A 26476-nucleotide genomic window follows, 5' to 3' on the forward strand; every position below is an offset into this window, starting at 1 on the left:
GGCAAGGTGGAAAAAATACAAGTTTTAATCGTAGATGACTCAGCGTTTATGCGGAAGTTAATCCAGGACTTTCTTTCCGAAAGCCCGCGTATACATATCGCCGGTACCGCCCGAAACGGTGAAGATGCGATAAAAAAAATTCGCGACTTGAAACCCGACGTTGTCACCATGGACATTGAAATGCCCGTGATGAGCGGGTTGGAAGCGTTGCAGCAGATCATGAAAGAAAACCCGGTTCCTGTTGTGATGCTGTCGAGCACTACCCGCGACGGAGCTGAAAATACAATGCTCGCAATGCATTACGGCGCGATCGATTTTATCCAAAAACCTTCCGGCTCCATTTCGCTGGATTTACATAAAGTTAAAGAGGAATTAATTGAAAAAGTTCTCCACGCAAGTAAGGCAAACATCAAGCAAGCGGCAAAATTATCATCAACTGGAAATATTTCTACTCATTCTGTAACGGATTATAGTAAAATAGAACTAACCAACCGGAATTTTATACAATCCAATCGATTCAGCAAATGGAACCAGGTTGGGAAAAAACTGATTTGTATAGGCACTTCGACGGGTGGGCCGAGGGCGCTCCAGCAAGTATTAACGAGATTGCCTGCCCGGATAGCAGCACCGATCCTGATTGTCCAGCATATGCCGGCGGGGTTTACGAAGTCGCTCGCATCAAGATTGGACACATTGTCGAAAATTCATGTGAAAGAGGCAGAAGCTGGTGAAATTATCAGAAATGGGGTCGCTTATATTGCACCCGGAGGCTTTCATTTAACCGTGAAAGCAGTCGGAACAAGCCTGGCTGTCCAGCTTGACCAAACAGCCCCGCATGGGGGACACCGTCCTTCTGTCGATGTTTTGTTTGAATCAGTCAGCCAAATTCAGGACTATTCAAAAGTAGCTGTCATTATGACGGGTATGGGTTCTGACGGGTCAATGGGCCTGGCTGCATTGAAAAAGCAAGGGACAGTGAAAGCGATAGCTGAATCGCAGGAAACATCGATTGTTTTTGGAATGCCAAAAGCCGCAATAGCCACGAAACTTGTTGATGAAGTACAAAATATTGAAAATATTGCTGAAACGATTATGAAATACGTTTAACAGCCGAGGGGTGAAAGGCATATGGAAGTGAACCAATATTTAGAAGTTTTTATTGAAGAAAGCAAAGAACATTTGCAATCATGCAACCAGCACCTGCTGGAACTTGAGAAGAATCCTCAGGATTTGGCAATTGTAAATGAGATATTCCGGTCTGCGCATACGTTAAAAGGAATGTCGGCTACGATGGGATACGAAGATTTGGCCAGCCTTACCCATCAGATGGAAAACATTCTTGATGCGATCCGCAATGAAAAAATTTCGGTTAACGCTGAAATTTTGGATGTTGTCTTTTTGGCGGTGGATGATCTTGAAGCGATGGTCCAGTCGATTGCCGAAGGGGGAGACGGAAAGCGGGATGTCACCGGGGTGGTCGAGAAGTTGAAATTGATTGAAATCGGCCAAAGCCCGATTGAAGCAGGAAGCAAAGCAGAAGTTGCTGTGGCGGTAGCGGATGTTTCCGCTTCAGCGAAAAACGAATATGATGAATTTGAATTAACAGTACTTCAACAATCAAAAGAGCAAGGCTTTGAAGCGTACGAAATTGCGATTGCGTTGCGCGAAGATTGCTTGCTGAAAGCTGCCAGGGTGTTCATGATTTTCGAAGTTTTGGAGAAGATGGGCGAAGTGATCAAATCAACGCCTTCTGTTGATCAGCTTGAAGACGAACAGTTTGACCAGGAGTTTTCCGTCACGCTTATTTCCAAGGAACCAAAAGAGGATATTCAGAAGAAAATCATGAAGGTCTCCGAGGTTGAAAAAGCAGAAGCGACCCCGATTTTATTGGAGGCGATCCGCCAAAAAGAAGCGGAAAGCCCGGACGTGGTTCGCTCGGAAGCATCTGCCGACGATGTGGATTCATCCAGGTCGCCATCCCAGCTTGCCGAGGTGGATAACAAGAAAAAAACCGGCACCGGCAAACAGGCAAACAACAGCAATAAAACGATCAGGGTCAATATCGAAAGACTGGATATTCTGATGAATTTGTTTGAAGAGTTTGTCATTGATAGAGGGCGACTTGAGCAAATATCCCGCGAGTTGAACAATCAGGAACTCCACGAAACGATCGAAAGAATGTCGCGGATTTCGGGAGACTTGCAAAATATTATTTTAAATATGCGCATGGTGCCGGTAGAAACCGTCTTTAACCGTTTTCCGCGCATGGTTCGCCAGCTTGCCCGCGATTTAAATAAAAAAATAGATTTAGAGATTATCGGTGCAGAAACAGAACTCGACCGGACCGTGATTGATGAAATTGGCGATCCGTTAGTCCATCTTCTGCGCAATGCGATTGACCACGGTGTCGAAACACCCGGGGAAAGAATCGCTAAAGGAAAGAGTGAAGAAGGTACAGTCGTTTTAAAAGCGTTCCACAGCGGCAACCATGTGTTCATTGAGATTGAAGACGATGGTGCCGGCATTAATAAGGATAAGGTTCTTAAAAAGGCTTTAAATAAAGGAATCATCACTGAGCAGGCTGCTGCAGGGCTGACAGAAAAGCAAATCTATGAGCTTATTTTTGCTTCAGGCTTCTCAACAGCTGATAAAATTTCCGATGTGTCCGGGCGCGGTGTCGGATTGGATGTTGTAAAAAGCACGATTGAATCGCTCGGCGGATCGGTATCGATCGATTCAAAAGAGGGAGAAGGCTCTGTCTTCTCGATTCAGCTGCCGCTGACACTATCGATCATTGCGGTTATGCTCGTTGAAATTCAACAAGAAAAATTCGCTGTACCGTTGTCTTCGATTATTGAAACAGCGATCGTCAAGAAAGAAGAAATTTTGTACTCACATAATGAGAAAGTGATCGATTTCCGCGGACGGGTTGTACCGCTTTTATTCCTGAAGGAAGTATTCGATGTGCCTGGCCAGGATGAAGATGATGAGTTTTATTCTGTCGTCATCGTCCGCAAAGGGGATAAAATGGCGGGCCTTGTTGTTGATTCGTTCATCGGGCAGCAGGAAGTCGTTTTAAAATCACTTGGAAATTACTTAAACAGCGTATTTGCGATTTCCGGAGCTACGATCCTTGGAGACGGCCAGGTTGCCTTGATTGTCGACTGCAATGCTTTAATTAAATAATGGTACGCCCAGGCTGAGCCGGGCGACGTTAAAAAATGGACTGGATTATAAAAAGGAGTGGGGCCATATGTCTGACACTTTAACTTCAGAAATGAAAGTGATTATTTTTCAACTTAAAGAAAAAGAGTATGCGATACCTGTCAGCCAGGTTCGTTCCATTGAAAAAGTACAGCATATTACGAGGGTTCCGCGTACATATCCATTTGTAAAAGGGGTTATTAACCTTCGGGGAGTGGTTACACCGGTTATTGACCTCAGAAGCAGGTTTGAAATCGAAGAAACGGAACATAGCGACAGCACTCGTGTTATCATTGTTGCTTTGGAAGACATGGAAGTAGGCCTTATTGTTGATGCCGCAAATGATGTAATCGATATACCGGAAGGAGCAATTGAGCCTCCTCCTGAAGTAATCGGTGTTTTAGAGGCGGAATATATAAGCGGAGTTGCCAAGATCGATAAAAGATTATTAATTTTAATCGATCTTGAAAAGGTGTTAAGTACCGAAGAAAATCATGTTTTGGCCGGAATTTAGGGATAATCCTATGTTTATCGAAAAAATCTCTAATATGCATCTGGATATATTGAGGGAAATTGGCAATATTGGAGCAGGACACGCGGCGACTGCTTTGTCCACGCTGCTTAATAAAAAAATAGACATGAGAGTGCCAAAAGTCAGTGTTGTGTCTTTTGATGAAATGATGGAAATGGCCGGAGGTTCGGAAAATGTAGTGGCCAGTGTGTTTTTGCGGATTGAAGGGGATGCGCCCGGCAGCATGTTCTTTGTTCTGCCGCTTGAACAGGCAGCCGCTTTCATTGGGCAAATGATTGGTGATTCGGGGTTCAGCTTTGATAACCCGCCATATGATGAGCTGGCGCTTTCGGCATTGCAGGAGCTTGGAAATATATTATCGGGCTCATATCTTTCATCATTATCTGATTTTACCAATCTGTCTCTATACCCTTCGGTGCCTGCTTTAGGCATTGATATGGTGGGCGCGATTATCAGCTATGGATTGATAGAGATTTCCCAGGTCAGCGATTATGCGATTGTCATTGATACGGCTCTGAACGAGGATGAAATGAGAGATTTTGAGAGTGTAAGGGGACATTTTTTCCTGCTGCCGGATCCGGAATCTTTTCAGATTATTTTTGAGGCATTAGGGGTTGCAGGCGATGAATGAATGCTTACAGATTGTTAAGGTAGGGATAGCGGATATGAATTTTGTCAAGGCACCCCATCTTATCAGAACCTCCGGACTCGGTTCCTGTGTCGGAGTCGTCGTGTACGACCAACTCATGGAGATTGCCGGACTTGCCCATGTGATGCTTCCGGATTCTTCTCTTGCGAAGACGGGCTCGCTTAATATTGCAAAGTACGCCGATACTGCGATAAAAGAACTCGTGTCCGGATTGGCGAGGCACGGGGCCCGTCCAAACAGCTTAAAAGCGAAAATGGCTGGCGGGGCGCAAATGTTTCAATTTGCGAGCTCGAATGACATGATGCGAATTGGCCCGAGAAACGCCGAGGCGGTTAAAAGGGAACTGGCCCTTTTAAACATCCCGCTTGCAGGGGAAGATTTAGGTGGAAACAGCGGGCGGACGATTGAATTTAATCCTGGTACAGGTATTTTGCAGATTCGGACTGTAAACAAGGGGATTCACGAGTTGTAATAAACGGGAGACAACCAATTCCTGAAGAATCCCGATCCTATCTCTGAAAAAAATTCCTGAACAATTCGGCACTTTTAAATAATCCCACAAGAATCAGCCTGCATTCGTGTAATACGGGCTGATTTTCTATTTATTCCACCTCTTCTCTTGTACTCTATAAAAAGAAGAAGCGCTTGGGGCACATCAAGAAAAAACTTCTATTATTTGCCGTTAAATCAAGCATCCCAGCTTATATTAATAGAGGAAATAATTTGGTATAATAGCAATAATTGAAGGCGGAAGACGTTTAAGGAGGATTGCGATGACACAGATTTCAACAAGCGATGAACAAATATGGAATAAATGGGTCCAATATCGCGACGCCCAGGCCGGGAATCTATTAGTCAAGAAATATATTCCGCTCGTAAGTTATCATGTGCAGAGAATTGCGGTCGGTCTTCCTAAAAGCGTTTCAAGGGATGATTTACGAAGTCTTGGAATGATTGGATTATATGATGCGCTGGAAAAATTCGACCCGGATCGGGAACTTAAATTCGATACATACGCTTCTTTTCGGATTCGCGGCGCGATTCTCGACGGATTGCGCAAAGAGGACTGGCTGCCGAGAAGCACCAGGGATAAAGCAAAGAAAATTGAAGCTGCCACCGAAATGTTGGAGCAAAGATATATGAGAAATGTGACAGTAGCGGAAATCGCTGCCGAACTCGCTATAACTGAAGAAGAAGTTTATGCAACGATGAACGAGCATTTTTTCGCCAATGTCCTTTCAATGGATGAGCAGCCGGCCGATCAGGATGATTCTGACAGCCAATCGTTTGTATTAAAAGACAATAAGACAGAAACTCCCGAAGAGAAAATCGTCAAGAATGAAATGATTTATGAAATGACCGAAATGATCACAAAGCTGAATGACAAAGAGCAGCTTGTCTTGAGCTTGTTTTACAAAGAAGAACTGACGCTGACCGAAATCGGCCAGGTGATGGACCTGTCGACATCGAGAATATCACAAATCCACTCAAAAGCATTGTATAAATTGAGGCAGGCACTTGATAAAGTGCTTTAATGATAGCAAAGTTTCCGAAAATGACTGAGCGATAGGAACAAGCGGTTTCTGGCTTGTTTCCGCGATAGGAACAAGCGGCTTTTTGCTTGTTTCCGCAAGACGCTTACGCTTTTCTGACAAGGAAGTGATAATCTTGAGCCTTAAATCGATCGAGATGCAGGTAGCTCTTCCGAGGACACAGGATGCTGGACGAATTCAGGAGCAGCTCCAGCAACGGGGCCAGCACCTTATTGAGCATGCCGCTGAGAGCGTCCAGAAAAACGAAGAAAAACAGCGGAAAACTGTGCAAAAGAATGAGCAAAAGGGCGAAGTGAAAATGAGCAAGGATGAATCCAAAAAGCAGGACGATGGATCAAAACAGGAAAGCAAACAGGAAAAAGAAAAAAAAGCGGCAAAAGAGCTTCATCCATATAAAGGAACCATTATTGATTACAGCGGATAGAGGGATATCGTGACAACATTCTTTTTGTTTATTAGTTTGATTTTAAATGTGGGCACCATTTTGGCGATCATTTTACTATACTTGCGGCAAAACCGTTTTTTTGAAGCGGAAAAAAACCAGGCCAGGCTGATTCGTGAAATGGAAGAAATCATTTCTGCTTATTTGCTGGAAATGAAAGAAGAAAACGAACGGTTTATCAACAAGTTTAGCCAAAACAGCGAAACCGGCCGCTTAAGCGTTCGCGATAAAGGCTTATCGGTGTTAGAGGAAGGTTCAGGAGCGAACGAGTTAAAGCCAAATGCGGACAATGCAGCCGGGCCGGCTGGAAGATCCTCGCGCATCGGGAAGGCGACAGCTTACCATGCCGCAAAAGCATACAAAAAAAATAGCCGTAATCAAGGAGAAGAAACAGCAGTGGCTGGTGCTGCCACGCCTCCGCCGGCTGACTCTGATCAAAACGTTGATCAGAGCCTGAATGAAACGGAGCAGGAAGAAACGCTCTTAAGCCAGATCTTCAGATTGAAGGAACAGGGGCTCGATCCCGCTGCAATTGCCAAGAAACTGCAGAAAGGCAAAACAGAAATTGAGCTTTTGCTTAAATTTAATCAAAAACAACAGGAATAACTTGATTGTGAATTAGACATATGCTATATTATGACATGGTGTTAATACACACGTCCTGCTGATTTATGCTGCTGGTGCTGCCAAAAGGCAGTGCGGTATAAAGATGATGCGGACGGAGGAAAACAAAACCATTAGGAGGAAAAAACATGTCAGTCATTTCCATGAAGCAATTGCTTGAAGCTGGTGTACATTTCGGACACCAAACTCGCCGTTGGAACCCCAAGATGAAAAAATACATTTTCACTGAGCGTAACGGCATTTATATCATCGACCTTCAAAAAACAGTTAAAAAGGTTGAAGAAGCATACAACTACGTAAAGGAACTTGCTGGTAACGGCGGTACAATCCTTTTCGTTGGAACGAAGAAGCAAGCCCAGGATTCAGTGAAAGAGGAAGCTTTACGTTCTGGAATGTACTATGTTAACCAACGCTGGTTAGGTGGTACATTGACAAACTTTGAAACGATCCAAAAGCGTATTTCACGATTGAAAGATATCGAAAGAATGGCTGAGGACGGAACTTTTGAAGTTCTTCCGAAAAAAGAAGTTGTTCAATTAAGAAAAGAACAAGAGCGCTTGGAAAAGTTCCTTGGCGGCATTAAAGATATGAAAGAGCTGCCTGATGCTCTGTTCATCATCGACCCGCGCAAAGAGCGCATTGCGGTTGCAGAAGCTCATAAATTAAACATTCCGATCGTTGGTATCGTTGATACGAACTGTGACCCGGATGAAATTGATGTTGTGATCCCTGCCAACGATGACGCGATCCGCGCAGTGAAACTTCTAACTTCTAAAATGGCAGACGCTATTTTAGAAGCGAAGCAGGGCGAAGAAGTTACGACTACTGCTTAATGTGAATTTTAAAAGGTGATAATAGGGAGCACCCTTTATCACCTTTTTTTAAAGATTATCCACCAAATCTTTTACATAACATACATTCAAGGAGGAATTATCATTATGGCTATTACTGCTCAAATGGTAAAAGAATTACGTGAAAAAACCGGCGCAGGCATGATGGACTGCAAAAAAGCGCTTCAGGAAACTGACGGCAACATGGAAAAAGCAATTGACTACCTTCGTGAAAAAGGAATCGCGAAAGCTGCGAAAAAATCGGACCGGATTGCTGCTGAAGGGATCACTTACATCGTTGCTGAAGGAAATGACGCGGTAATCCTTGAAGTGAACTCTGAAACAGACTTTGTTGCGAAAAATGAAGGCTTCCAGGTTCTTGTTAAGGAACTTGCTGACCATCTTTTAAAGAACAAGCCGGCATCCGTTGAAGAAGCACTGGCGCAAACAATGGAAAATGGTGCAACAGTTGAGGCGCATATTAATGCCGCAATCGCAAAAATCGGTGAGAAACTATCCCTGCGCCGCTTTGCAGTAAAAACAAAGACAGATAGCGATGCTTTTGGTGCATACTTGCATGCGGGCGGCCGCATTGGCGTATTAACCGTTCTTGAAGGAACAAGCGAAGAACAAGCAGCGAAGGATGTTGCCATGCATATCGCTGCCCTTAACCCAAAATACGTTTCTCGTCAAGATGTGTCTCAGGAAGAAGTTGAGCACGAGCGCCAGGTATTGACTCAGCAGGCATTGAATGAAGGCAAGCCTGAAAATATTGTTGCGAAAATGGTTGAAGGGCGCCTTTCAAAATATTTTGAGGATATTTGCCTCCTTGATCAGCCTTTTGTTAAAAATCCGGATCAAAAAGTTCGCCAGTTTGTTGAATCAAAAGGCGCAACTGTTCGTGAATTTGTCCGTTACGAAGTTGGTGAAGGATTAGAAAAGCGCGAAGAGAATTTTGCAGAAGAAGTCATGAACCAGATAAAAAAATAATAAATAGAACGACCGCAAATGAAGTTTTCGATCTACCTGAAATAGCATGCGAAGCCGTGCAGAATCTAGGTTCGAAATCGGTAATTTTTCCAATTTCAGGGGACACTATGTGTTCCCTGTTTTTCAAGGAACGGAGCGTTCATTTTCCTGGGAAAATCAAGCATAAACAGCTTTAATTACATAATGGAGGTTCTTATGGGCAGCCCTAAATATAAACGCGTTGTTTTAAAATTAAGTGGTGAAGCTTTAGCCGGAGAACAGGGCTTTGGCATTAATCCAGCCGTCATCAAATCAATCGCCGAACAGGTAAAAGAGCTGGCTGAGCTCAACGTCGAAGTAGCAGTCGTCGTTGGCGGTGGCAACATATGGCGTGGCAAAATCGGCAGTGAAATGGGGATGGACCGGGCAACAGCTGATTACATGGGCATGCTTGCGACGGTGATGAACTCATTGGCGCTGCAAGACAGCCTTGAGCAAGCCGGAGTAGCAACACGCGTCCAAACTTCAATCGAAATGCGCCAGGTAGCTGAGCCGTATATCCGCAGGCGAGCCATTCGCCATTTAGAAAAAAAACGGGTGGTTATTTTTGCAGCCGGAACAGGGAATCCTTACTTCTCGACCGATACAACAGCCGCCTTGCGTGCCGCGGAAATTGAAGCAGACGTCATTTTAATGGCGAAAAATAACGTGGACGGCGTTTATTCGGCAGACCCTCGGGTAGACAAAGATGCTAAGAAATACGATGTATTATCCTATCTTGATGTCATCAAGGAAGGACTGGCGGTTATGGACTCAACAGCCTCTTCATTGTGCATGGATAACAATATTCCATTAATTGTATTTTCAATTATGGAACAAGGAAATATAAAACGAGCCGTAATGGGTGAAACCATCGGTACAGTAGTCAGGGGGAAATAATCATGCCAAAACAGCTTCTTTCCAATACTAAAGAAAAAATGACAAAAGCGATTCAGGCCTACACACGTGAACTGGCAAGCATCCGTGCAGGCAGAGCAAACGCATCCTTATTGGACAAAATTACTGTCGATTATTATGGCGCACCTACACCGGTAAACCAGCTCGCAGGAATTAGCGTGCCCGAAGCGCGTTTGCTTGTTATTCAGCCTTACGATAAATCCGTATTGGGCGAAATTGAGAAAGCCATCCAAAAGTCCGATCTTGGCCTCAATCCAACAAGTGATGGCTCGGTGATTCGAATTTCGATTCCACAGCTGACGGAAGAACGGCGCAAGGAGCTTGTAAAGCTTGTCAAAAAAGAATCGGAAGAAGCAAAAGTGGCGGTCCGCAATATTCGCCGTGATGCAAATGACGATCTTAAAAAGCTTGAGAAAAATGGCGATATCACAGAAGATGACCTGAGAGGTTATGGTGATGATATCCAGAAGCTAACAGACGAGTACATCAGCAAGATCGACCAGATTACAAAAGATAAAGAGAAAGAAATAATGGAAGTATAATGATCATTGGATTTCCAATTTCATTTATTCTATTCGTTATGCCGTTCTAATTCTCGGTTAGCCAGCAGGCGGGATATATTTTATAACCCTCTATTTTAGAGGGTTTTTATGTTTTGGGTCTATCATTTCGTTAAGACTGGTTCCTGCATACCAGTTGGCATGCACTTTTTAAAATATTCTTAATTGTCATATGCGAACATATTCTTTTTAATAGAGATATCTTTACCCTTTTTTGGTATGATAAGAGCATGTGGAAAAGAGGCTATCCGAAAAAGGTCGAAAAGCAAGCTTGCTTTCAGCAATCTTTATTCGGAGATTGATTACCCGTTTTGGAGGAACTGTAGTTATGTTAAAAAAACTTAAGCTCTGGAGGAACTCCGCGCCTTCTTCCAATCTCGAGGAGCGCATAAAGAAGGTTAAACAGCAAAAAGTTCCTTCCCACATCGCGATCATTATGGATGGTAATGGAAGATGGGCGAAAAAGAGAGCTTTGCCGAGAGTGGCCGGACATCATGAAGGGATGAAGGTTGTCCGGAAGATCACGAGACTGGCAAGCGAGCTGGGAGTAAAAACCCTTACCGTGTACGCTTTTTCAACTGAAAACTGGAAGAGGCCGAAAACGGAAGTAGACTATATCATGAGCCTGCCCGACAAATTTTTGGATACCTTTTTACCGGAGCTTGTTTCCGAAAATGTCCAGGTGAAAATGATGGGCTATAAGCAGAACTTGCCAGCCCACACCCTTAACGCACTTGAAAGAGCGATTGAAGAAACAAAGGACAATACAGGCCTCAGTTTGAATTTTGCCCTTAATTACGGCAGCAGGGCTGAAATTATTGAAGCGGTTAAGGATGTCTTAAAGGAATGCAAACGTGGTATAATGGATGAAAATGACATTAATGAGGAAACCTTTTCCGCTTATTTAATGTCTAAAAATATCGAAGACCCTGATCTTCTTATTCGTACAAGCGGTGAAATCCGTTTAAGCAACTTTATGCTCTGGCAGCTGGCCTACACCGAATTTTGGTTCACGGACGTCCTCTGGCCGGATTTTAACGAAGAGCATTTAGTCGAAGCAATCGAAGTATTTCAAAGCCGCCAGCGCAGGTTTGGCGGTATATAGAACCGAAACTCGAAACGTTGGGCCTTTAAGGTTTAAGCGAAGTGTCGGAAAAAGGGCCATTAAACTCGCTGTTTCATGCATTGACTCGGTTTTCACAGCAAATGGCAAAACTTGATATACATCGTAAAATTTAGCGGGTCGCGAGAGATTGATAAAGGTGTTGAAAAATTAGATGAAGCAAAGAATTATAACAGCGGTAATAGCATTGGTGATATTTTTGCCAATCGTCCTCTACGGGGGCGCTCCTTTTTTATTGATGGTTTACCTTTTGGCAACCATTGCCCTGTATGAATTGCTAAGAATGCGGCATCTTAAGCTGCTGTCCGTTCCAGGAATTATATCTCTTATATTACTGTGGATTTTCCTGCTCCCAAGCGAATACCAAAATCTGATCGAAGATCTTGACTATACTAAAGTAGAGTTGGCTTTGATTGCGGTTTTATTGTTCTTGACTTATACTGTAGCCACTAAAAATCGGTTTACTTTTGACGATGTTGCTTTTTCAACAATGGCTATTTTATACATCGGGATCGGTTTCTATTACTTTCTCGAAACAAGGGATGCCGGAATTGAATTTGTATTCTACTCCCTGCTGATTGTTTGGGCGACCGATTCGGGTGCATATTTTATTGGAAGAGCAATGGGGAAAAATAGGCTTTGGCCGGAAATCAGCCCGAATAAAACTGTTGAAGGCTTTGTCGGCGGAATTATCTGTGCCGTGGCCGTTGCGATCATTTTCTCCATGTTTACGGAAAAGGTGGATGCGCCGCTTTTCGAGCTGATTATCATTACGGTTCTAATATCGATTTTTGGACAAATTGGCGATCTCGTCGAATCTGCGTTAAAGCGCCATTATAATGTTAAAGATTCCGGGAGCCTTCTTCCCGGGCATGGAGGCATTCTCGACAGGTTCGACAGCCTGCTGTTTGTATGGCCTTTGATCCATTTTTTTCAGTTGATATAGAGTGCAAAAGTATAAATGCAGTTTTTGTTGACTTAGGAGTGAGCTAAATGAAGAATATCAGTCTTTTGGGGGCAACCGGATCGATTGGCACCCAGACTTTGGATATTATAAGACAGCACCCGGGCGAGTTTAAGCTGGTCGCCCTTGCAGTCGGGAGAAATTTGGAGCTGGCGAGGAAAATTGTCTCCGAATTTAAGCCTGAATTTGTTGCGGTCCAGGACAAATCAGCGGCGGACACATTGAAAGCTGAATATCCCCGCATTCAGTTTGGATTTTCTGAAGAGGGTCTAATTGAAGCCGCAGTTTTTGCAAAATCTGATATTCTTGTCAATGCTGTCCTTGGAAGTGTCGGGCTTGCCCCAACGTTAGCGGCAATCGAAGCGAAAAAAACAATCGCCATCGCCAACAAAGAAACGCTTGTAACAGCTGGACACATCGTTATGGAGGCCGCGAAACGCAATCAAGTCTCATTGCTGCCGGTTGATAGCGAACATTCGGCCATTTTCCAGGCACTTCAGGGCGAAAAGGACAAAAATATTGCGAAATTAATCTTGACGGCTTCCGGAGGCAGCTTCCGCGATCGCTCAAGAGCAGACCTGGAAAAGGTAACGGTGGAGGAAGCCTTGAACCATCCGAACTGGTCGATGGGGGCGAAAATTACGATTGACTCAGCGACGATGATGAACAAAGGGCTTGAGGTGATTGAGGCGCACTGGCTTTTCTCGATGCCGTTTGAAAAGATTGATGTCTTATTACATAAAGAAAGCATCATCCATTCAATGGTGGAATTTCATGACAGCAGCATGATCGCTCAACTCGGCACACCTGATATGCGGGTCCCGATTCAATATGCGCTGGCATACCCGGACAGGCTTCCTCTTCAAAGTGCGAACCGCCTTAATCTTGCAGAAATCGGCAAACTTCATTTCTCCGAAATGGATTTTGAACGGTTTCGCTGTTTACATTATGCTTACGAGGCAGGAAAGGCCGGAGGGACGCTGCCCGCAGTTTTAAATGCAGCCAATGAAGCGGCTGTAGCTGCATTTTTGGATGGGAAAATCACGTTCCTGCAAATCGAAGACTTAATAGAAAAAGCGATCAGCGTTCATAAAAATAACGCTAACCCCGATCTTGAAACGATTGAAGAAGCAGATAAAGAAGCGAGAAGATTAGTCGAATCATTAGTATAATATTAATAGGTTTTTGTTTTGAAAACAATCATGTACGTTAAAAGGTTAATTTCATCATAGGTCAATAGCTTGAAAAAACTCACACGATAAAAGGTGGTTAAACTTTGAGTACAGTTATCGCATTTATTGTCATTTTTGGCGCCCTCGTCTTTTTCCACGAGTTAGGCCATTTCGTTTTTGCGAAGCGGGCCGGAATTCTTTGCCGCGAGTTTGCGATCGGTTTCGGTCCGAAAGTTTTCTCCCATAAAAAAGGAGAAACGACATACACGATCCGCCTGTTGCCAATCGGCGGGTTCGTCCGCATGGCAGGTGAAGACCCGGAAATGGTCGAAATTAAGCCTGGATACCGGATCGGCCTTCTTTTCGATCAAAACGAAAAAGTGACGAAAATCATTTTAAACAACAAAGAAAAATATCCGGAAGCAAGAGTCATTGAAGTGGAACACGCCGATATCGAGCATGACCTTGTCATAAAAGGCTACGCAGATGATGAAGAGGAGCAGCTGCAATCATTTTTAATCAACCGTGATGCGGTGTTAGTCGAAGATGGAGTTGAAACGCAAATTGCCCCGTATAACCGGCAATTCGCTTCTAAAACGCTTGGACAACGAACGATGGCCATCTTTGCCGGCCCGATGATGAATTTTGTTCTTGCCTTCTTCATTTTTCTCATTTTAGCGCTTATTCAAGGTATTCCTTCCAATGAACCAGCGCTTGGAAAACTGGCGCCGGATGGAGCGGCAGGGGCTGCGGGCTTGCAGGAAGGCGATGCAATCCAAAGTATTGATGGGGCAGAAATCTCCAGCTGGTCTGATGTTGTTGAGATTATTCGCCAAAATCCCGGCAACGAGCTTGAATTCGTGGTCGTCCGGAATGGGGAAACAATGGAAATACCGGTAACGCCGGAAGCGCAAAAGGTAGAAGAAGAAACGATCGGCATTATCGGCGTTTACAGCCCGGTCGAAAAATCGCCGCTTAAAGCTTTTTCCTATGGCTTTGAACAAACATATTTCTGGACAAAAGAAATTTTTGTCCTGTTAGGAAAACTGGTGACTGGCCAATTTTCAATCGATATGCTGTCGGGGCCGGTCGGGATTTATGTATCGACCGATACGGTTGCGCAATCCGGGATCTTTTATTTAATGCGATGGGCAGCGATTTTAAGCATTAACCTCGGCATCATGAACCTGCTGCCAATCCCGGCGTTGGACGGGGGAAGGCTGATGTTTTTCGCGGTTGAGGCAGTAAGAGGAAAGCCGATTGACCGTCAAAAAGAAGGAATGGTCCATTTTATTGGCTTTGCCTTATTGATGCTGCTCATGCTTGTTGTGACATGGAATGATATTCAACGCTTTTTCTTATAAATTTATCAGCCATCACAAGGCCACTTGCTGATGGCTATTCTTTCAGGAAGTGTCATGAAATATAAAGAATATGACTTGAATTATAACTGGCAGGGAAAGAAACGATCACAGTAGTAATGAAAAATGGGGTGCAGAACAAAATGAGACAAAGTATGTCGCTTATTCCAACCTTGCGGGAAATTCCCGCTGATGCTGAAATTAAAAGCCATCAGCTCCTTTTAAGAGCCGGCTTTATCCGCCAAACTGCGAGCGGGATTTACAGCTACCTTCCGCTTGGCAGAAAAGTGCTGCAAAAAGTCGAAGCGATCATTCGCGAGGAAATGAACAATGCCGGCGCAGTCGAGCTGTTTATGCCAGCCTTGCAGCCTGCTGAACTATGGCAGGAATCGGGGCGCTGGTACACATACGGGCCCGAGCTGATGCGGCTTAAAGACAGCCATGACCGTGATTTTGCGCTTGGTGCGACCCATGAAGAGGTGATTACGAGCATTGTCCGGGACGAAATTAAATCATATAAAAGGCTTCCGCTAACCCTTTACCAAATCCAGACGAAGTTCCGCGATGAAAAAAGGCCGCGTTTCGGGCTGTTGCGCGGCCGTGAGTTTATTATGAAAGATGCGTACTCATTCCATTCATCTCCTGAAAGTCTGGATGACGTTTATGAAAAGCTGTTTACAGCATACAGCAACATATTCACAAGATGCGGCCTGGATTTCCGGGCGGTTATTGCCGACTCTGGAGCGATGGGTGGAAAAGATACACATGAATTTATGGTGTTATCCGATGTCGGTGAGGATACGATCGCTTATTCTGATACATCCGATTACGCAGCCAATATTGAAATGGCTCCGGTGATTGCCACATACGAGAAAAACGGCGAAGCTGAAAAAGAGCTTGAAAAAGTAAAAACCGTTGGTAAAAAGTCGATTGAAGAAGTGACGGCATTCCTAAATGTCACTCCCAACAACTGCATAAAATCCCTGCTGTTTAAAGCGGATGAAAATTACGTGCTCGTTCTTGTCAGAGGGGATCATGAAGTGAATGACATTAAAGTGAAAAATTTATTGGAAGCTGCCACGGTTGAGCTTGCCAGTGCTGAAGAGACGAAAGCGGTACTTGGCTGCGGCGTTGGTTCACTCGGGCCGGTTAACTTGAAAAATGGCGAAGTTAAAGTGATCGCCGATCATGCTGTCGGGGCAATCGTTAATGGCGTCTGCGGTGCCAATGAAGAAGATTACCATTTTATCAATGTCAACCCGGGACGGGACTTCCAAATATCCCAGTATGAAGATCTTCGCTTTGTTCAGGAAGGGGACCCTTCACCGGATGGAAAAGGCAGGATTTTGTTTGCAAAAGGAATCGAAGTCGGACATGTCTTTAAGCTCGGCACACGCTACAGTGAAGCGATGAATGCCTATTATTTAGATGAAAACGGAAGATCACAGCCGATGCTGATGGGCTGCTATGGTATCGGCGTGTCCCGGACGATGGCTGCGGTCGCAGAACAATTCAATGATGAAAATGGCCTGATCTGGCCTGCCGCACTCGCGCCGTTTGATTTGCATTTGATCGCTGTAAATATGAAGGATGAAGCACAGTCAGCCCTCTCGTTGGAGCTGTATGAATTGCTGAAGAAGAACCGCTTTGATGTACTTCTCGACGATCGCCAGGAAAGACCGGGTGTAAAGTTCGCCGATTCCGATTTAATCGGGCTGCCGGTTCGGATTACAGTCGGCAAAAAAGCAGCCGAGGGAATGATCGAAGTCAAAGTGCGCAAAACAGGGGAATCCTTTGAGTTTCACAAGGATGAGCTTGTTGCAAAAATTTCAGAACTAATCTCAACTCTTTAAAGGATAAAACGGGCTCTGCCACAAGCTGCGGAGCCCGTTTTTTGTTTTACGGGGATCGAAATAGCAGGTTTTTAGGGGTATTTTTTTATAAAAATAAACCTTGGCTTTATGATATAATTACTGTTGTTCAAAATTGAAAATATCGTCGAAAAAAGATAGAAAAAATAGAAACATAGAATGGGAGGGAGACGAATGAACGATCAGGCCCCCGGCAGGAAAGAGCGGTTCCAGCTTTTACTTCAGCAGCTAAATTTGACAGAGGATGCGATCGTTTCCCACTTTATAAATGCACAAATTGATAAATTGGTCATCGAAAAAAAGGCGAAAAAGTGGCATTTTTACTTCTTATTCGAAAGAATTATTCCTTGCAGTGTATTTAGTAGATTTACTGCCCAGCTGGAAAAGACATTTTCGCATATTGCCAATATTTCATTTTCGATCGGAGTTCGTGACCGGCAATTTTCCGAACAGCTTGCACTGGAATATTGGAGCCATTGCATTCAAGAGATAGATGGGATATCACCGCCCCTTTTAAAACTATTAAATGAGCAGATCCCAAAAGTTCAGGGCAGCAAATTTATTATATCCGTCAGGAACGAAACGGAAGGGCTGGCAATCAAGAAGAAATATGCCGGCATGATTTCAAATATTTATCAGACATTCGGTTTCCCGGCAATCACGATTGAGGCGGAAATTACGTCAGAACCAGAGAACAAAGAGTATGAACAATTTTTGGCAGCGAAGCAGAAGGAAGACCAGGAACGCGGTTTGCAGGCGCTCGCTGAGATGCAGAGGAAAGAAGCGGAGAAAGAGGCAGACGGCGCGGCGCCATCCGGCCCGCTCACAATCGGCTTAACGATTAAGGATGACTCCGAGTTCAGAAGGCTCGAAGAAATTGTCGATGAGGAAAGGCGGGTAACGATCGAAGGCTATGTCTTTTTTGCGGAAACGAAAGAGCTGCGAAGCGGGCGTACTCTCTTGACCTTCAAGCTTACTGATTATACAAGCTCGATTCTTATTAAAATGTTTTCAAGAGATAAAGAAGATGCGGCCCAATTCCAACGGGTGCAAAAGGGAATGTGGCTGAAGGTCCGCGGCAGCATCCAAAACGATACCTTTGTCCGCGATCTCGTGATGATTGGAAATGACATAAACGAAATAAAACCGCTCGAACGAAAAGATACGGCACCGGAAGGCGAAAAGCGTGTTGAACTTCACTTACATACACCAATGAGTCAGATGGACGCTGTCACACCGGTCAGCGCGCTTGTCTCCCAGGCGAAAAAATGGGGCCATAAAGCTGTCGCGATTACAGACCATGCCGTAGTCCAGTCTTTTCCGGAAGCATATGGCGCCGGCAAAAAAAATGATATAAAGATTCTTTATGGAGTCGAAGTAAACCTTGTCGATGACGGGGTGCCAATCGCCTATAACAGTTCACACAGGCTGCTTGCGGAAGATACGTACGTAGTTTTTGACGTTGAAACAACCGGTTTATCGGCTGTTTACGATAAAATTATTGAGCTGGCTGCTGTTAAGGTGCGAAACGGCGAAATCATCGACCGTTTTGAAAGGTTTGCCGATCCGCACCACCCGCTCTCTGCAACAACCATTAATTTAACAGGAATCACCGATGACATGGTGAAGGGGGCCCCTGAAATTGAAGAAGTGTTGGCTGATTTCAAGGAATGGGCGGATGACGCAGTTTTAGTTGCCCACAATGCCTCTTTTGACATGGGCTTTTTGAATGTCGGCTACCAGAAAGCCGGCTTCAGTAAAGCTGACAACCCTGTCATAGACACACTCGAGCTAGGCCGCTTTTTATATCCTGACTTGAAAAATCACCGCTTGAATACGCTTGCCAAGAAGTTTGATATAGAACTGACGCAGCATCACCGTGCTATTTATGATGCGGAAGCGACAGGATACCTGCTGCTCCGGATGCTTAAAGATGCAGCCGAAAAAGGCATTGAGTTTCACGATCAGTTAAATGACAATATGGGCCAGGGCAACGCTTACCAGCGCGCGCGTCCATACCATTGCACCTTGCTTGCGCAAACCGAAGCAGGTTTAAAGAATTTGTTCAAGCTCGTTTCGATTGCCCATGTAAATTACTTTTACCGGGTGCCGCGAATCCCCCGTTCGCAGCTCGAAAAGTTCCGTGAAGGTATCCTTGTCGGCTCAGGCTGTGACAAAGGCGAAGTGTTTGAAGGAATGATGCAAAAGGCGCCGGAAGAGGTTGAAGAAATAGCCCAATTTTATGATTTTCTTGAAGTCCATCCAAAGGAAGTGTATGCCCATCTTTTAGAAATGGAGCTTGTCAGGGACCGCACTGCCTTGGAGGAAATCATTACGAATATCGTCAAGCTCGGGGATAAGCTTGGCGTGCCGGTTGTCGCAACCGGCAATGTCCACTATTTAAATCCGAATGATAAAATTTATCGGAAAATACTTGTGAATTCGCAAGGCGGGGCCAACCCGCTAAACCGGCACCAGCTGCCCGATGTCCATTTTCGGACAACAAACGAAATGCTCGACAGTTTTTCTTTCCTGGGCAAAGATAAAGCTCGTGAAATTGTCGTGACGAATACGAATAAAATTGCCGATATGATTGACGATATAAAACCGATAAAAGACGATTTGTACACTCCAAAAATTGAGGGTGCAGATGAAGAAATGCGCAACATGAGCTATGCAAGGGCACGCAGCATTTACGGGGATCCTTTGCCGGAGATCGTTGAAGCCCGCCTTGAAAAAGAGCTGAAAAGCATTATCGGACATGGTTTTGCGGTTATCTATCTCATCTCTCACAAACTCGTAAAAAAATCGCTCGATGACGGCTATCTTGTCGGGTCACGGGGATCTGTCGGTTCATCGTTGGTTGCAACGATGACGGAAATTACTGAAGTAAATCCGCTGCCGCCGCACTATGTTTGCCCAACCTGCAAGCATTCCGAGTTCTTTAATGACGGTTCGGTTGGTTCCGGTTTTGATCTTCCTGATAAAGACTGCCCGAATTGCGGCGGAACATACAAGAAGGACGGGCATGACATCCCGTTTGAAACCTTCCTCGGGTTTAAGGGCGATAAAGTACCCGATATCGACTTGAATTTTTCAGGTGAATACCAGCCCCGTGCCCATAACTATACGAAGGTATTGTTTGGCGAAGACAATGTCTACCGTGCCGGTACGATTGGCACAGTTGCAGACAAAACAGCTTTCGGATATGTGAAGGCATATCAGCAGGATAACAATTTACAGCTTCGCGGCGCGGAAATCGACCGGCTCGCTTCAGGCTGCACCGGGGTAAAAAGGACAACCGGACAGCATCCAGGCGGAATCATTGTTGTTCCTGATTATATGGACATCTATGATTTTTCACCTATCCAGTTCCCGGCTGATGATAAAACGTCGGAATGGAAAACAACCCATTTTGATTTCCATTCCATTCATGACAATTTATTAAAGCTCGATATTCTCGGCCACGATGATCCGACGGTAATTCGGATGCTCCAGGATTTAAGCGGAATTGATCCGAAAACGATTCCTACAGATGACCCCGAAGTCATGAAAATTTTCAGCGGGACAGAATCACTCGGCGTAACCGAAGAGCAAATTATGTGTAAAACCGGCACGCTTGGCATTCCGGAATTTGGAACGCGGTTTGTCCGCCAGATGCTTGAGGATACAAAACCGACCACTTTTTCCGAGTTGGTGCAGATCTCCGGCCTGTCCCATGGTACCGACGTTTGGCTTGGGAACGCCCAGGAGCTTATCCATAATAAAATCTGCAATTTGAGCGAAGTAATCGGCTGCCGTGATGACATTATGGTTTATTTAATCTACCAGGGACTTGAACCGGCATTTGCTTTTAAAATCATGGAGTCCGTCCGGAAAGGAAAAGGCCTGACAGATGAAATGGAAGAAGAAATGCGGAAAAACGATGTTCCTGAGTGGTATATTGACTCGTGTAAAAAGATTAAATATATGTTCCCCAAGGCCCATGCTGCCGCATATGTTTTAATGGCGGTCCGGATCGCCTATTTTAAAGTTCATCATCCATTGATGTACTATGCGGCTTATTTTACGGTAAGAGCCGAAGATTTCGATGTAGAAGCGATGACGAGGGGTTCACAGGCGATCCGCGCCCGCATTCAGGAAATTAATGCAAAAGGGCTTGATGCCTCTCCAAAAGAAAAAAACCTGTTAACCGTATTGGAGCTTGCGCTCGAAATGTGCGAGCGCGGCTTCTCTTTTGGAAAAGTAGATTTATACCGTTCAAGTGCAGATCAGTTTTTAATTGAAGGCGATTCTTTAATACCGCCGTTTAATTCGATTCCCGGACTTGGAACCAACGCTGCTCTGAACATTGTTAAGGCAAGAAGTGAAGGAGATTTTCTCTCGAAGGAAGACCTTCAGCAGCGCGGTAAAATTTCGAAAACGATCCTTGAGTATCTTGATAATCATGGATGCCTGGAAGCTTTGCCTGAGCAAAACCAGCTTTCGTTTTTCTAGCCTGGACGGGATGTGGAGCGATTCAATTTGCATTAAATATTTGGTTATGTTATAGTTTTATTGGAAATACTAAGGATAACGTGCAAACGAGAGTGGGGAAACCCACTCTTTCGTATTGTATTGGGACTTTATGCAAAATATTTTCCTTCTTCTTATTAAAACTGAAAACGATCGAAAAGAATGGATGTAAAAGGAGGGATATCATGAGCAAAGTAACCGATGTTGTCGAGGAATTAGTAACCCCGATCCTGGATGATAACGGGCTGGAACTGGTTGATATTGAATATGTCAAAGAGGGTAAAGACTGGTTCCTCCGCGTTTTTATTGATAAAGATTCCGGAGTCGACATCGAAGAATGCGGAATGGTAAGCGAAAAATTGAGCGAAAGGCTTGATGAACTCGACCCTGTTCCCCATAACTATTTCCTGGAAGTGTCTTCACCAGGCGCAGAACGGCCGTTGAAAAAAGAAAGTGATTATCACAGGGCGGTCGGCAAAAATGTCTTTATTAAAACATATGAACCTATTGATGGGGAAAAGAGCTTTGAAGGAGAATTAAAGGAGTTTAACGGCGAGTCTCTGACGGTTGAAATCAAGATTAAAACGAGAAAAAAACTGATTGAAATTCCGTTTGAAAAAGTGGCTGCTGCCCGGTTGGCCGTTACCTTTTCTTAAAAAGAATGGTTTTTCGGAAAGATTGATCCTGTCTTTAGCCAATATTCCTTAAGAAGCACTGTGCTGGATTTGCTGTCTTCAGCCTTTTTTTATAGGAAAAATGGACAAAAGGATTTTAAGAAAATTTCTAAGGATTGAGGGGGATACGTGTTTATGGCAAGTGAATTGTTGGATGCTCTTACGATGCTTGAGAAAGAAAAAGGCATTTCCCGGGATGTGTTAATTGAAGCGATTGAGGCTGCGCTCGTTTCAGCATACCGCCGCAATTTTAACCAGGCGCAAAATGTGCGGACGGATTTGAATTTGGAGAACGGTTCAATGCGTGTATTTGCACGAAAGGAAGTGGTCGAGGAGGTTTTTGATCCACGGCTTGAGATTTCACTCGAGGAAGCGAAGCAGCTGAACCCTAATTACCAGGTTGAAGATATTGTTGAAATGGAAGTTACGCCGAAGGATTTTGGCAGAATTGCGGCGCAAACAGCAAAGCAGGTTGTAACCCAGCGCGTCCGTGAAGCGGAACGAGGCATCATTTATTCGGAATTTATTGACCGTGAAGAAGATATTATGACCGGGATCGTCCAACGGCAGGATCCTAAATTCATTTATGTCAGCCTTGGTAAAATTGAAGCGATTTTGCCGGCAAACGAACAAATGCCGACGGAGCATTATAAACCGCACGACCGGATTAAAGTTTACATTACAAAAGTGGAAAAAACGACAAAAGGACCGCAGATTTTTGTATCGAGAACACATCCCGGCTTATTGAAGCGCCTTTTTGAAATTGAAGTGCCTGAAATCTTTGATGGAACGGTTGAGATTAAATCAGTAGCCCGCGAAGCAGGCGATCGTTCGAAAATTTCCGTTCACTCAGATAACCCTGAGGTTGACCCGGTCGGCTCTTGTGTTGGTCCGAAAGGAAGCCGCGTCCAGGCTGTCGTAAATGAATTAAAAGGCGAAAAAATTGACATTGTGAAATGGTCGGATGACCCGGTTGTTTTTGTCGCCAATGCGTTAAGCCCTTCCAAAGTGCTTGATGTCATTGTCAATGAAGATGAAAAAGCGACGACGGTTGTAGTCCCGGATTACCAGCTGTCGCTGGCGATTGGCAAGCGCGGACAAAATGCCCGGCTTGCGGCAAAGCTTACTGGATGGAAAATCGACATTAAACCGGAATCGGAAGCAAGGGAAGCGGGAATTTACCCGAGAGACGAAAAACTGTTAACTTTCGATGATGACATTGAAGACGACGCTGATATCGATTAAGGAGCGAGGTGAGGGATCGTGAAAAAAGTTCCTATGCGAAAATGTGTGGCAACCGGCGAAATGAAGCCGAAAAAAGAACTCATTCGCATCGTTCGCTCAAAAGAAGGAGAAGTATCGATTGACTTAACAGGCAAAAAGTCTGGAAGAGGTGCTTATCTTTCCAAGGATAAGGATGCAGTAATGCTGGCGAGGAAAAAAAACACCCTCTCCAACCATTTGCAGGTTAACATCGATGATCATTTATACGAAGAGCTAATCGAACTCATTGAGAAGGAGAAACGACTATCCTGATGAATTCAACTCAATGGATGTCATTGCTTGGCTTAGCCAATCGAGCACGAAAAATCATTTCGGGTGAAGAGCTTTCCGTAAGGGAAATCAGAAGCGGAAAAGCGAAACTGATCTTGTTGGCGGCAGATGCGTCGGCCAACACGACAAAGAAAATAACAGATAAATGTAAATCCTATCATGTCCCGCTTAAAATCGTTGAGAACCGATATTTGCTTGGTCAGTCAATAGGGAAGGAAGCCCGTGTCGTTGTGGCTTTATTAGATGAAGGATTTGCAAAGAAGCTGTTGACGTTGCTCGATTAATTTTAGCGGGGGTGAAAATATGAGTAAGACACGAGTCTACGAATATGCAAAAAAATATAATATTTCCAGCAAAGATGTCATTGCGAAATTAAACGGAATGAATATTGAGGTCAAAAACCATATGGCAACATTAGAGGACGAAACCATTAAAAAGCTCGACAGCTTTTATCAGAAAAAAGAAGAGAAAAAGCCGCAGAATCAAGGGAGCAAAGAGCCTCAGAAAAGACCGCAAAACCAAACACAGTCAAGACCAAAACCAGCTGCAGCCATGAATAGCGGGAAAAATACAGAGCCAAAAGTAGGACAGGCGAGAACGGCTCAAAAGAGCAACGAAGGCAAAAAACAGGATACTCAATTTAGATCCAATAATAAACCGTTCAACAATAGCAATAAAAATAATACGAATAGAAACAACAATAACAATCGAAATCATAACAACAAAAATCACAACAGCAACAACAACAAAAAAAATAATCGCGGCAAGCAGCAACAGCATCAGCAAGTGCCGCCACAGCCGAAAAAGGTGAAAGAGCTTCCGGAAAAAATCACTTTCACTGAGTCATTAACAGTAGCAGAGCTTGCCAAAAAGCTGCACAGAGAGCCTTCGGAGATCATTAAAAAGCTCTTTATGCTTGGCGTAATGGCGACGATTAATCAGGAACTCGACCGCGATGCCATTGAACTTGTCGCAACTGATTACGGAGTAGAAGTAGAAGAAGAAATCAAGATTGATACAACAGATCTTGAGGTTTATTTTACAGAGGATGATGAAGAGAACCTCGTTGAAAGACCATCTGTTGTAACAATCATGGGCCATGTTGACCACGGAAAAACGACTTTGCTTGATTCGATCCGCAATACAAAGGTTACTGCCGGTGAAGCTGGCGGCATCACCCAGCATATTGGAGCATACCAGGTTGAAGAGAACGGCAAAAAGATTACGTTCCTTGATACTCCGGGCCATGCTGCATTCACGACGATGCGGGCCCGCGGTGCCAAAATCACCGATATTACGATTCTTGTTGTTGCTGCCGACGATGGCGTAATGCCGCAGACAGTCGAGGCGATCAACCATGCCAAGGCTGCAGAGGTACCGATCATCGTCGCCGTCAATAAGATGGACAAAGAGGCTGCCAATGCGGACCGGGTTATGCAGGAATTGACCGAGTATAATCTGGTGCCGGAGGCATGGGGCGGCGATACCATTTTTGTTCCGCTTTCAGCGTTAACAGGGGAAGGCATCGATAACCTTCTTGAAATGATTCTCCTTGTCAGCGAAGTGGAAGAATATAAAGCAAATCCAAATCGCAATGCAATTGGAACGGTTATTGAAGCCCGCCTGGACAAAGGCCGCGGTTCTGTTGCCACATTGCTTGTGCAAAATGGAACGCTTAAAATCGGTGACCCGATTGTGGTTGGCTCTACCTATGGCCGGGTCCGCGCCATGGTCAATGACGTAGGACGCCGCGTAAAAGAAGCAGGTCCATCAACACCTGTTGAAATTACAGGCCTTAATGATGTGCCCCAGGCCGGCGACCGTTTTGTCGTTTTTAATGACGAGAAAACAGCACGCCACATCGGTGAAGCACGAGCCCAGCAGGCAGTGCAGGCACAGCGCGGCGAAAAATCGCGCGTAAGTCTTGAATCCTTGTTTGAACAGATGAAACAAGGGGAAATGAAAGATTTAAACGTAATTATTAAAGCAGATGTTCAAGGTTCTGCGGAAGCTCTGGCAGCCTCCCTGGAAAAAATTGATGTCGAAGGTGTTAACATCCGCATCATCCATACAGCCGTCGGAGCCATCAACGAGTCGGATATCACGCTTGCGGCTGCATCCAATGCGATTGTGATCGGATTTAACGTCCGCCCTGATGTCAATGCAAAACGCGCTGCTGAAGCAGAAAAGGTTGAGATTCGCCTGCACCGGATTATTTACAAAGTAATCGAAGAAATCGAAGCGGCGATGAAAGGGATGCTCGATCCTGAGTTTGAAGAGAAAATTATCGGCCAGGCGGAAGTGCGCCAAACGTTCAAAGTTTCTAAAATTGGTACGATTGCCGGTTCCTATGTCACGGATGGTAAAATTACCCGTGACAGCGGCGTCCGCTTAATCCGTGATGGCGTCGTTATTTTCGAAGGCACGATTGATGCCCTTAAGCGTTTTAAAGATGATGCAAAAGAAGTCAGCCAGGGATATGAATGCGGAATTACGATTAAAAACTTCAATGACGTCAAAGAGGGCGATGTGATTGAAGCATATATCATGGAAGAAGTGGAACGTTAATGATAATCGGCATGGCTGCATGTGAATGCATCATTTATGATGCCCATTCGTTAAAAGAAAAGCGTGCCGTTTTGCAGCGAATCCTCGCCCGCATGAAACAGAAATATAATATTTCTGTTTCGGAGGTCGGGTATCAGGATGTTTGGCAGCGGACGAAGATTGCGATAGTCGCAGTCTCATCCGCTAAAGTTCCGGTCGAAAAAGAATTACAGAATGCGTTAAAATTAATCGACTCTTTTCCGGAAATAGAACGGACGATTACCGAAATCGAATGGCTTTAGTGTTGGCTCAGGGTTGCTTTTTATCTCACAAAACATGCTGCACGAGCCGCCTTCCGGATCGATTTCCGCGATT

At 44.6% G+C, this 26476-nt stretch carries 24 protein-coding genes; all 24 read left to right on the top strand.

All coding sequences use genetic code 11. The annotated features are described in order from the left end of the window. The first annotated feature begins 6 nt into the window (after nt 1–6). The 24 genes from CU633_RS09600 to CU633_RS09715 all read left to right on the top strand — a co-directional run bounded on the left by CU633_RS09600 (nt 7) and on the right by CU633_RS09715 (nt 26403). On the top strand, nt 7–1107 hold the full coding sequence (locus tag CU633_RS09600; RefSeq protein WP_101659805.1) for a protein-glutamate methylesterase/protein-glutamine glutaminase: 1101 nt from the start codon (nt 7–9) through the stop codon (nt 1105–1107). 21 nt (nt 1108–1128) lie between these two features. Continuing rightward, a complete protein-coding gene (locus CU633_RS09605; protein ID WP_101659807.1) occupies nt 1129–3186 on the top strand; it encodes a chemotaxis protein CheA in 2058 nt (685 codons plus the stop codon). A 67-nt stretch (nt 3187–3253) separates the two neighbouring features. After that, nucleotides 3254–3718 carry a chemotaxis protein CheW gene (locus CU633_RS09610; protein ID WP_101659809.1) on the top strand — a complete coding sequence of 155 codons (465 nt, stop codon included), beginning with the start codon at nt 3254–3256 and terminating at the stop codon, nt 3716–3718. A gap of 10 nt (nt 3719–3728) precedes the next feature. Continuing rightward, nucleotides 3729–4367: a chemotaxis protein CheC gene (locus tag CU633_RS09615; protein ID WP_101659812.1), complete on the top strand. Its 639-nt coding sequence runs from the start codon at nt 3729–3731 to the stop codon at nt 4365–4367. Next, complete coding sequence (locus CU633_RS09620) at nt 4360–4857, top strand: chemotaxis protein CheD (protein ID WP_101659813.1); 498 nt, start codon at nt 4360–4362, stop codon at nt 4855–4857. The genes CU633_RS09615 and CU633_RS09620 overlap by 8 nt, the downstream gene beginning before the upstream one ends. 301 nt (nt 4858–5158) lie before the next feature. Then, entirely contained in the window at nt 5159–5920 is a 762-nt protein-coding gene (locus CU633_RS09625; RefSeq protein WP_101659815.1) for a FliA/WhiG family RNA polymerase sigma factor, read from the top strand. Between the two features lie 133 nt (nt 5921–6053). Then, a complete protein-coding gene (locus tag CU633_RS09630; RefSeq protein WP_101659817.1) occupies nt 6054–6362 on the top strand; it encodes a hypothetical protein in 309 nt (102 codons plus the stop codon). Nucleotides 6363–6371: 9 nt separating this feature from the next. Further along, nucleotides 6372–6986, top strand: a complete 615-nt coding sequence (locus CU633_RS09635) for a hypothetical protein (protein WP_101659819.1) — start codon at nt 6372–6374, stop codon at nt 6984–6986. Between the two features lie 146 nt (nt 6987–7132). After that, nucleotides 7133–7837: a 30S ribosomal protein S2 gene (gene rpsB, locus CU633_RS09640; protein ID WP_101659821.1), complete on the top strand. Its 705-nt coding sequence runs from the start codon at nt 7133–7135 to the stop codon at nt 7835–7837. A 105-nt stretch (nt 7838–7942) separates the two neighbouring features. Next, nucleotides 7943–8824 carry a translation elongation factor Ts gene (tsf, locus tag CU633_RS09645; RefSeq protein ID WP_101659823.1) on the top strand — a complete coding sequence of 294 codons (882 nt, stop codon included), beginning with the start codon at nt 7943–7945 and terminating at the stop codon, nt 8822–8824. A 195-nt stretch (nt 8825–9019) separates the two neighbouring features. Continuing rightward, nucleotides 9020–9742 (top strand): UMP kinase, encoded by a 723-nt coding sequence (gene pyrH / locus CU633_RS09650; RefSeq protein ID WP_101659825.1) that lies wholly within the window; start codon nt 9020–9022, stop codon nt 9740–9742. Between the two features lie 2 nt (nt 9743–9744). Continuing rightward, nucleotides 9745–10302: a ribosome recycling factor gene (frr, locus tag CU633_RS09655; RefSeq protein WP_101659827.1), complete on the top strand. Its 558-nt coding sequence runs from the start codon at nt 9745–9747 to the stop codon at nt 10300–10302. A 346-nt stretch (nt 10303–10648) separates the two neighbouring features. Further along, entirely contained in the window at nt 10649–11425 is a 777-nt protein-coding gene (locus CU633_RS09660; protein ID WP_101659829.1) for an isoprenyl transferase, read from the top strand. 172 nt (nt 11426–11597) lie between these two features. Then, nucleotides 11598–12389 (top strand): phosphatidate cytidylyltransferase, encoded by a 792-nt coding sequence (locus CU633_RS09665; RefSeq protein WP_101659831.1) that lies wholly within the window; start codon nt 11598–11600, stop codon nt 12387–12389. Nucleotides 12390–12436: 47 nt separating this feature from the next. Continuing rightward, complete coding sequence (locus CU633_RS09670) at nt 12437–13579, top strand: 1-deoxy-D-xylulose-5-phosphate reductoisomerase (protein ID WP_101659833.1); 1143 nt, start codon at nt 12437–12439, stop codon at nt 13577–13579. Nucleotides 13580–13683: 104 nt separating this feature from the next. Further along, entirely contained in the window at nt 13684–14943 is a 1260-nt protein-coding gene (gene rseP / locus CU633_RS09675) for an RIP metalloprotease RseP (protein WP_101659835.1), read from the top strand. A 140-nt stretch (nt 14944–15083) separates the two neighbouring features. Then, nucleotides 15084–16793 (top strand): proline--tRNA ligase, encoded by a 1710-nt coding sequence (locus CU633_RS09680; RefSeq protein WP_101659837.1) that lies wholly within the window; start codon nt 15084–15086, stop codon nt 16791–16793. Between the two features lie 192 nt (nt 16794–16985). Beyond that, complete coding sequence (locus CU633_RS09685; RefSeq protein ID WP_101659839.1) at nt 16986–21308, top strand: PolC-type DNA polymerase III; 4323 nt, start codon at nt 16986–16988, stop codon at nt 21306–21308. Between the two features lie 203 nt (nt 21309–21511). Next, nucleotides 21512–21982: a ribosome maturation factor RimP gene (rimP, locus tag CU633_RS09690; protein ID WP_101659841.1), complete on the top strand. Its 471-nt coding sequence runs from the start codon at nt 21512–21514 to the stop codon at nt 21980–21982. A gap of 153 nt (nt 21983–22135) precedes the next feature. After that, nucleotides 22136–23245 carry a transcription termination factor NusA gene (gene nusA, locus CU633_RS09695; RefSeq protein ID WP_101659843.1) on the top strand — a complete coding sequence of 370 codons (1110 nt, stop codon included), beginning with the start codon at nt 22136–22138 and terminating at the stop codon, nt 23243–23245. Between the two features lie 33 nt (nt 23246–23278). Then, the gene (rnpM, locus tag CU633_RS09700) at nt 23279–23536 is read left to right on the top strand and encodes an RNase P modulator RnpM (RefSeq protein ID WP_101659944.1); all 258 of its coding nucleotides are present in this window, start codon (nt 23279–23281) and stop codon (nt 23534–23536) included. Next, a complete protein-coding gene (locus CU633_RS09705; RefSeq protein ID WP_101659845.1) occupies nt 23536–23838 on the top strand; it encodes a YlxQ family RNA-binding protein in 303 nt (100 codons plus the stop codon). The genes rnpM and CU633_RS09705 overlap by 1 nt, the downstream gene beginning before the upstream one ends. A gap of 19 nt (nt 23839–23857) precedes the next feature. Continuing rightward, nucleotides 23858–26122, top strand: coding sequence for a translation initiation factor IF-2 (gene infB, locus CU633_RS09710; RefSeq protein WP_101659847.1), 2265 nt, complete (start codon nt 23858–23860; stop codon nt 26120–26122). Continuing rightward, nucleotides 26122–26403, top strand: a complete 282-nt coding sequence (locus CU633_RS09715; RefSeq protein WP_101659849.1) for a DUF503 domain-containing protein — start codon at nt 26122–26124, stop codon at nt 26401–26403. Before infB ends, CU633_RS09715 begins: the two co-directional genes overlap by 1 nt. Nucleotides 26404–26476: the final 73 nt, after the last annotated feature.

The sequence above is a fragment of the Bacillus sp. V3-13 genome, assembly GCF_002860165.1.
Classification (GTDB): Bacteria; Bacillota; Bacilli; order Bacillales; family Cytobacillaceae; genus Bacillus_BJ.

What these genes read in the sequence shown, in the direction of transcription:
- tsf (WP_101659823.1), top strand. Translation starts at nt 7,943, where the DNA reads ATGGCTATTACTGCTCAAATGGTAAAAGAATTACGTGAAAAAACCGGC.
- CU633_RS09660 (WP_101659829.1), top strand. Translation starts at nt 10,649, where the DNA reads ATGTTAAAAAAACTTAAGCTCTGGAGGAACTCCGCGCCTTCTTCCAAT.
- rimP (WP_101659841.1), top strand. Translation starts at nt 21,512, where the DNA reads ATGAGCAAAGTAACCGATGTTGTCGAGGAATTAGTAACCCCGATCCTG.
- CU633_RS09680 (WP_101659837.1), top strand. Translation starts at nt 15,084, where the DNA reads ATGAGACAAAGTATGTCGCTTATTCCAACCTTGCGGGAAATTCCCGCT.
- CU633_RS09715 (WP_101659849.1), top strand. Translation starts at nt 26,122, where the DNA reads ATGATAATCGGCATGGCTGCATGTGAATGCATCATTTATGATGCCCAT.
- rpsB (WP_101659821.1), top strand. Translation starts at nt 7,133, where the DNA reads ATGTCAGTCATTTCCATGAAGCAATTGCTTGAAGCTGGTGTACATTTC.
- CU633_RS09620 (WP_101659813.1), top strand. Translation starts at nt 4,360, where the DNA reads ATGAATGAATGCTTACAGATTGTTAAGGTAGGGATAGCGGATATGAAT.
- CU633_RS09615 (WP_101659812.1), top strand. Translation starts at nt 3,729, where the DNA reads ATGTTTATCGAAAAAATCTCTAATATGCATCTGGATATATTGAGGGAA.
- pyrH (WP_101659825.1), top strand. Translation starts at nt 9,020, where the DNA reads ATGGGCAGCCCTAAATATAAACGCGTTGTTTTAAAATTAAGTGGTGAA.
- CU633_RS09665 (WP_101659831.1), top strand. Translation starts at nt 11,598, where the DNA reads ATGAAGCAAAGAATTATAACAGCGGTAATAGCATTGGTGATATTTTTG.
- CU633_RS09605 (WP_101659807.1), top strand. Translation starts at nt 1,129, where the DNA reads ATGGAAGTGAACCAATATTTAGAAGTTTTTATTGAAGAAAGCAAAGAA.
- rnpM (WP_101659944.1), top strand. Translation starts at nt 23,279, where the DNA reads ATGCGAAAATGTGTGGCAACCGGCGAAATGAAGCCGAAAAAAGAACTC.
- frr (WP_101659827.1), top strand. Translation starts at nt 9,745, where the DNA reads ATGCCAAAACAGCTTCTTTCCAATACTAAAGAAAAAATGACAAAAGCG.
- CU633_RS09670 (WP_101659833.1), top strand. Translation starts at nt 12,437, where the DNA reads ATGAAGAATATCAGTCTTTTGGGGGCAACCGGATCGATTGGCACCCAG.
- CU633_RS09625 (WP_101659815.1), top strand. Translation starts at nt 5,159, where the DNA reads ATGACACAGATTTCAACAAGCGATGAACAAATATGGAATAAATGGGTC.
- nusA (WP_101659843.1), top strand. Translation starts at nt 22,136, where the DNA reads ATGGCAAGTGAATTGTTGGATGCTCTTACGATGCTTGAGAAAGAAAAA.
- CU633_RS09685 (WP_101659839.1), top strand. Translation starts at nt 16,986, where the DNA reads ATGAACGATCAGGCCCCCGGCAGGAAAGAGCGGTTCCAGCTTTTACTT.
- CU633_RS09705 (WP_101659845.1), top strand. Translation starts at nt 23,536, where the DNA reads ATGAATTCAACTCAATGGATGTCATTGCTTGGCTTAGCCAATCGAGCA.
- infB (WP_101659847.1), top strand. Translation starts at nt 23,858, where the DNA reads ATGAGTAAGACACGAGTCTACGAATATGCAAAAAAATATAATATTTCC.
- CU633_RS09610 (WP_101659809.1), top strand. Translation starts at nt 3,254, where the DNA reads ATGTCTGACACTTTAACTTCAGAAATGAAAGTGATTATTTTTCAACTT.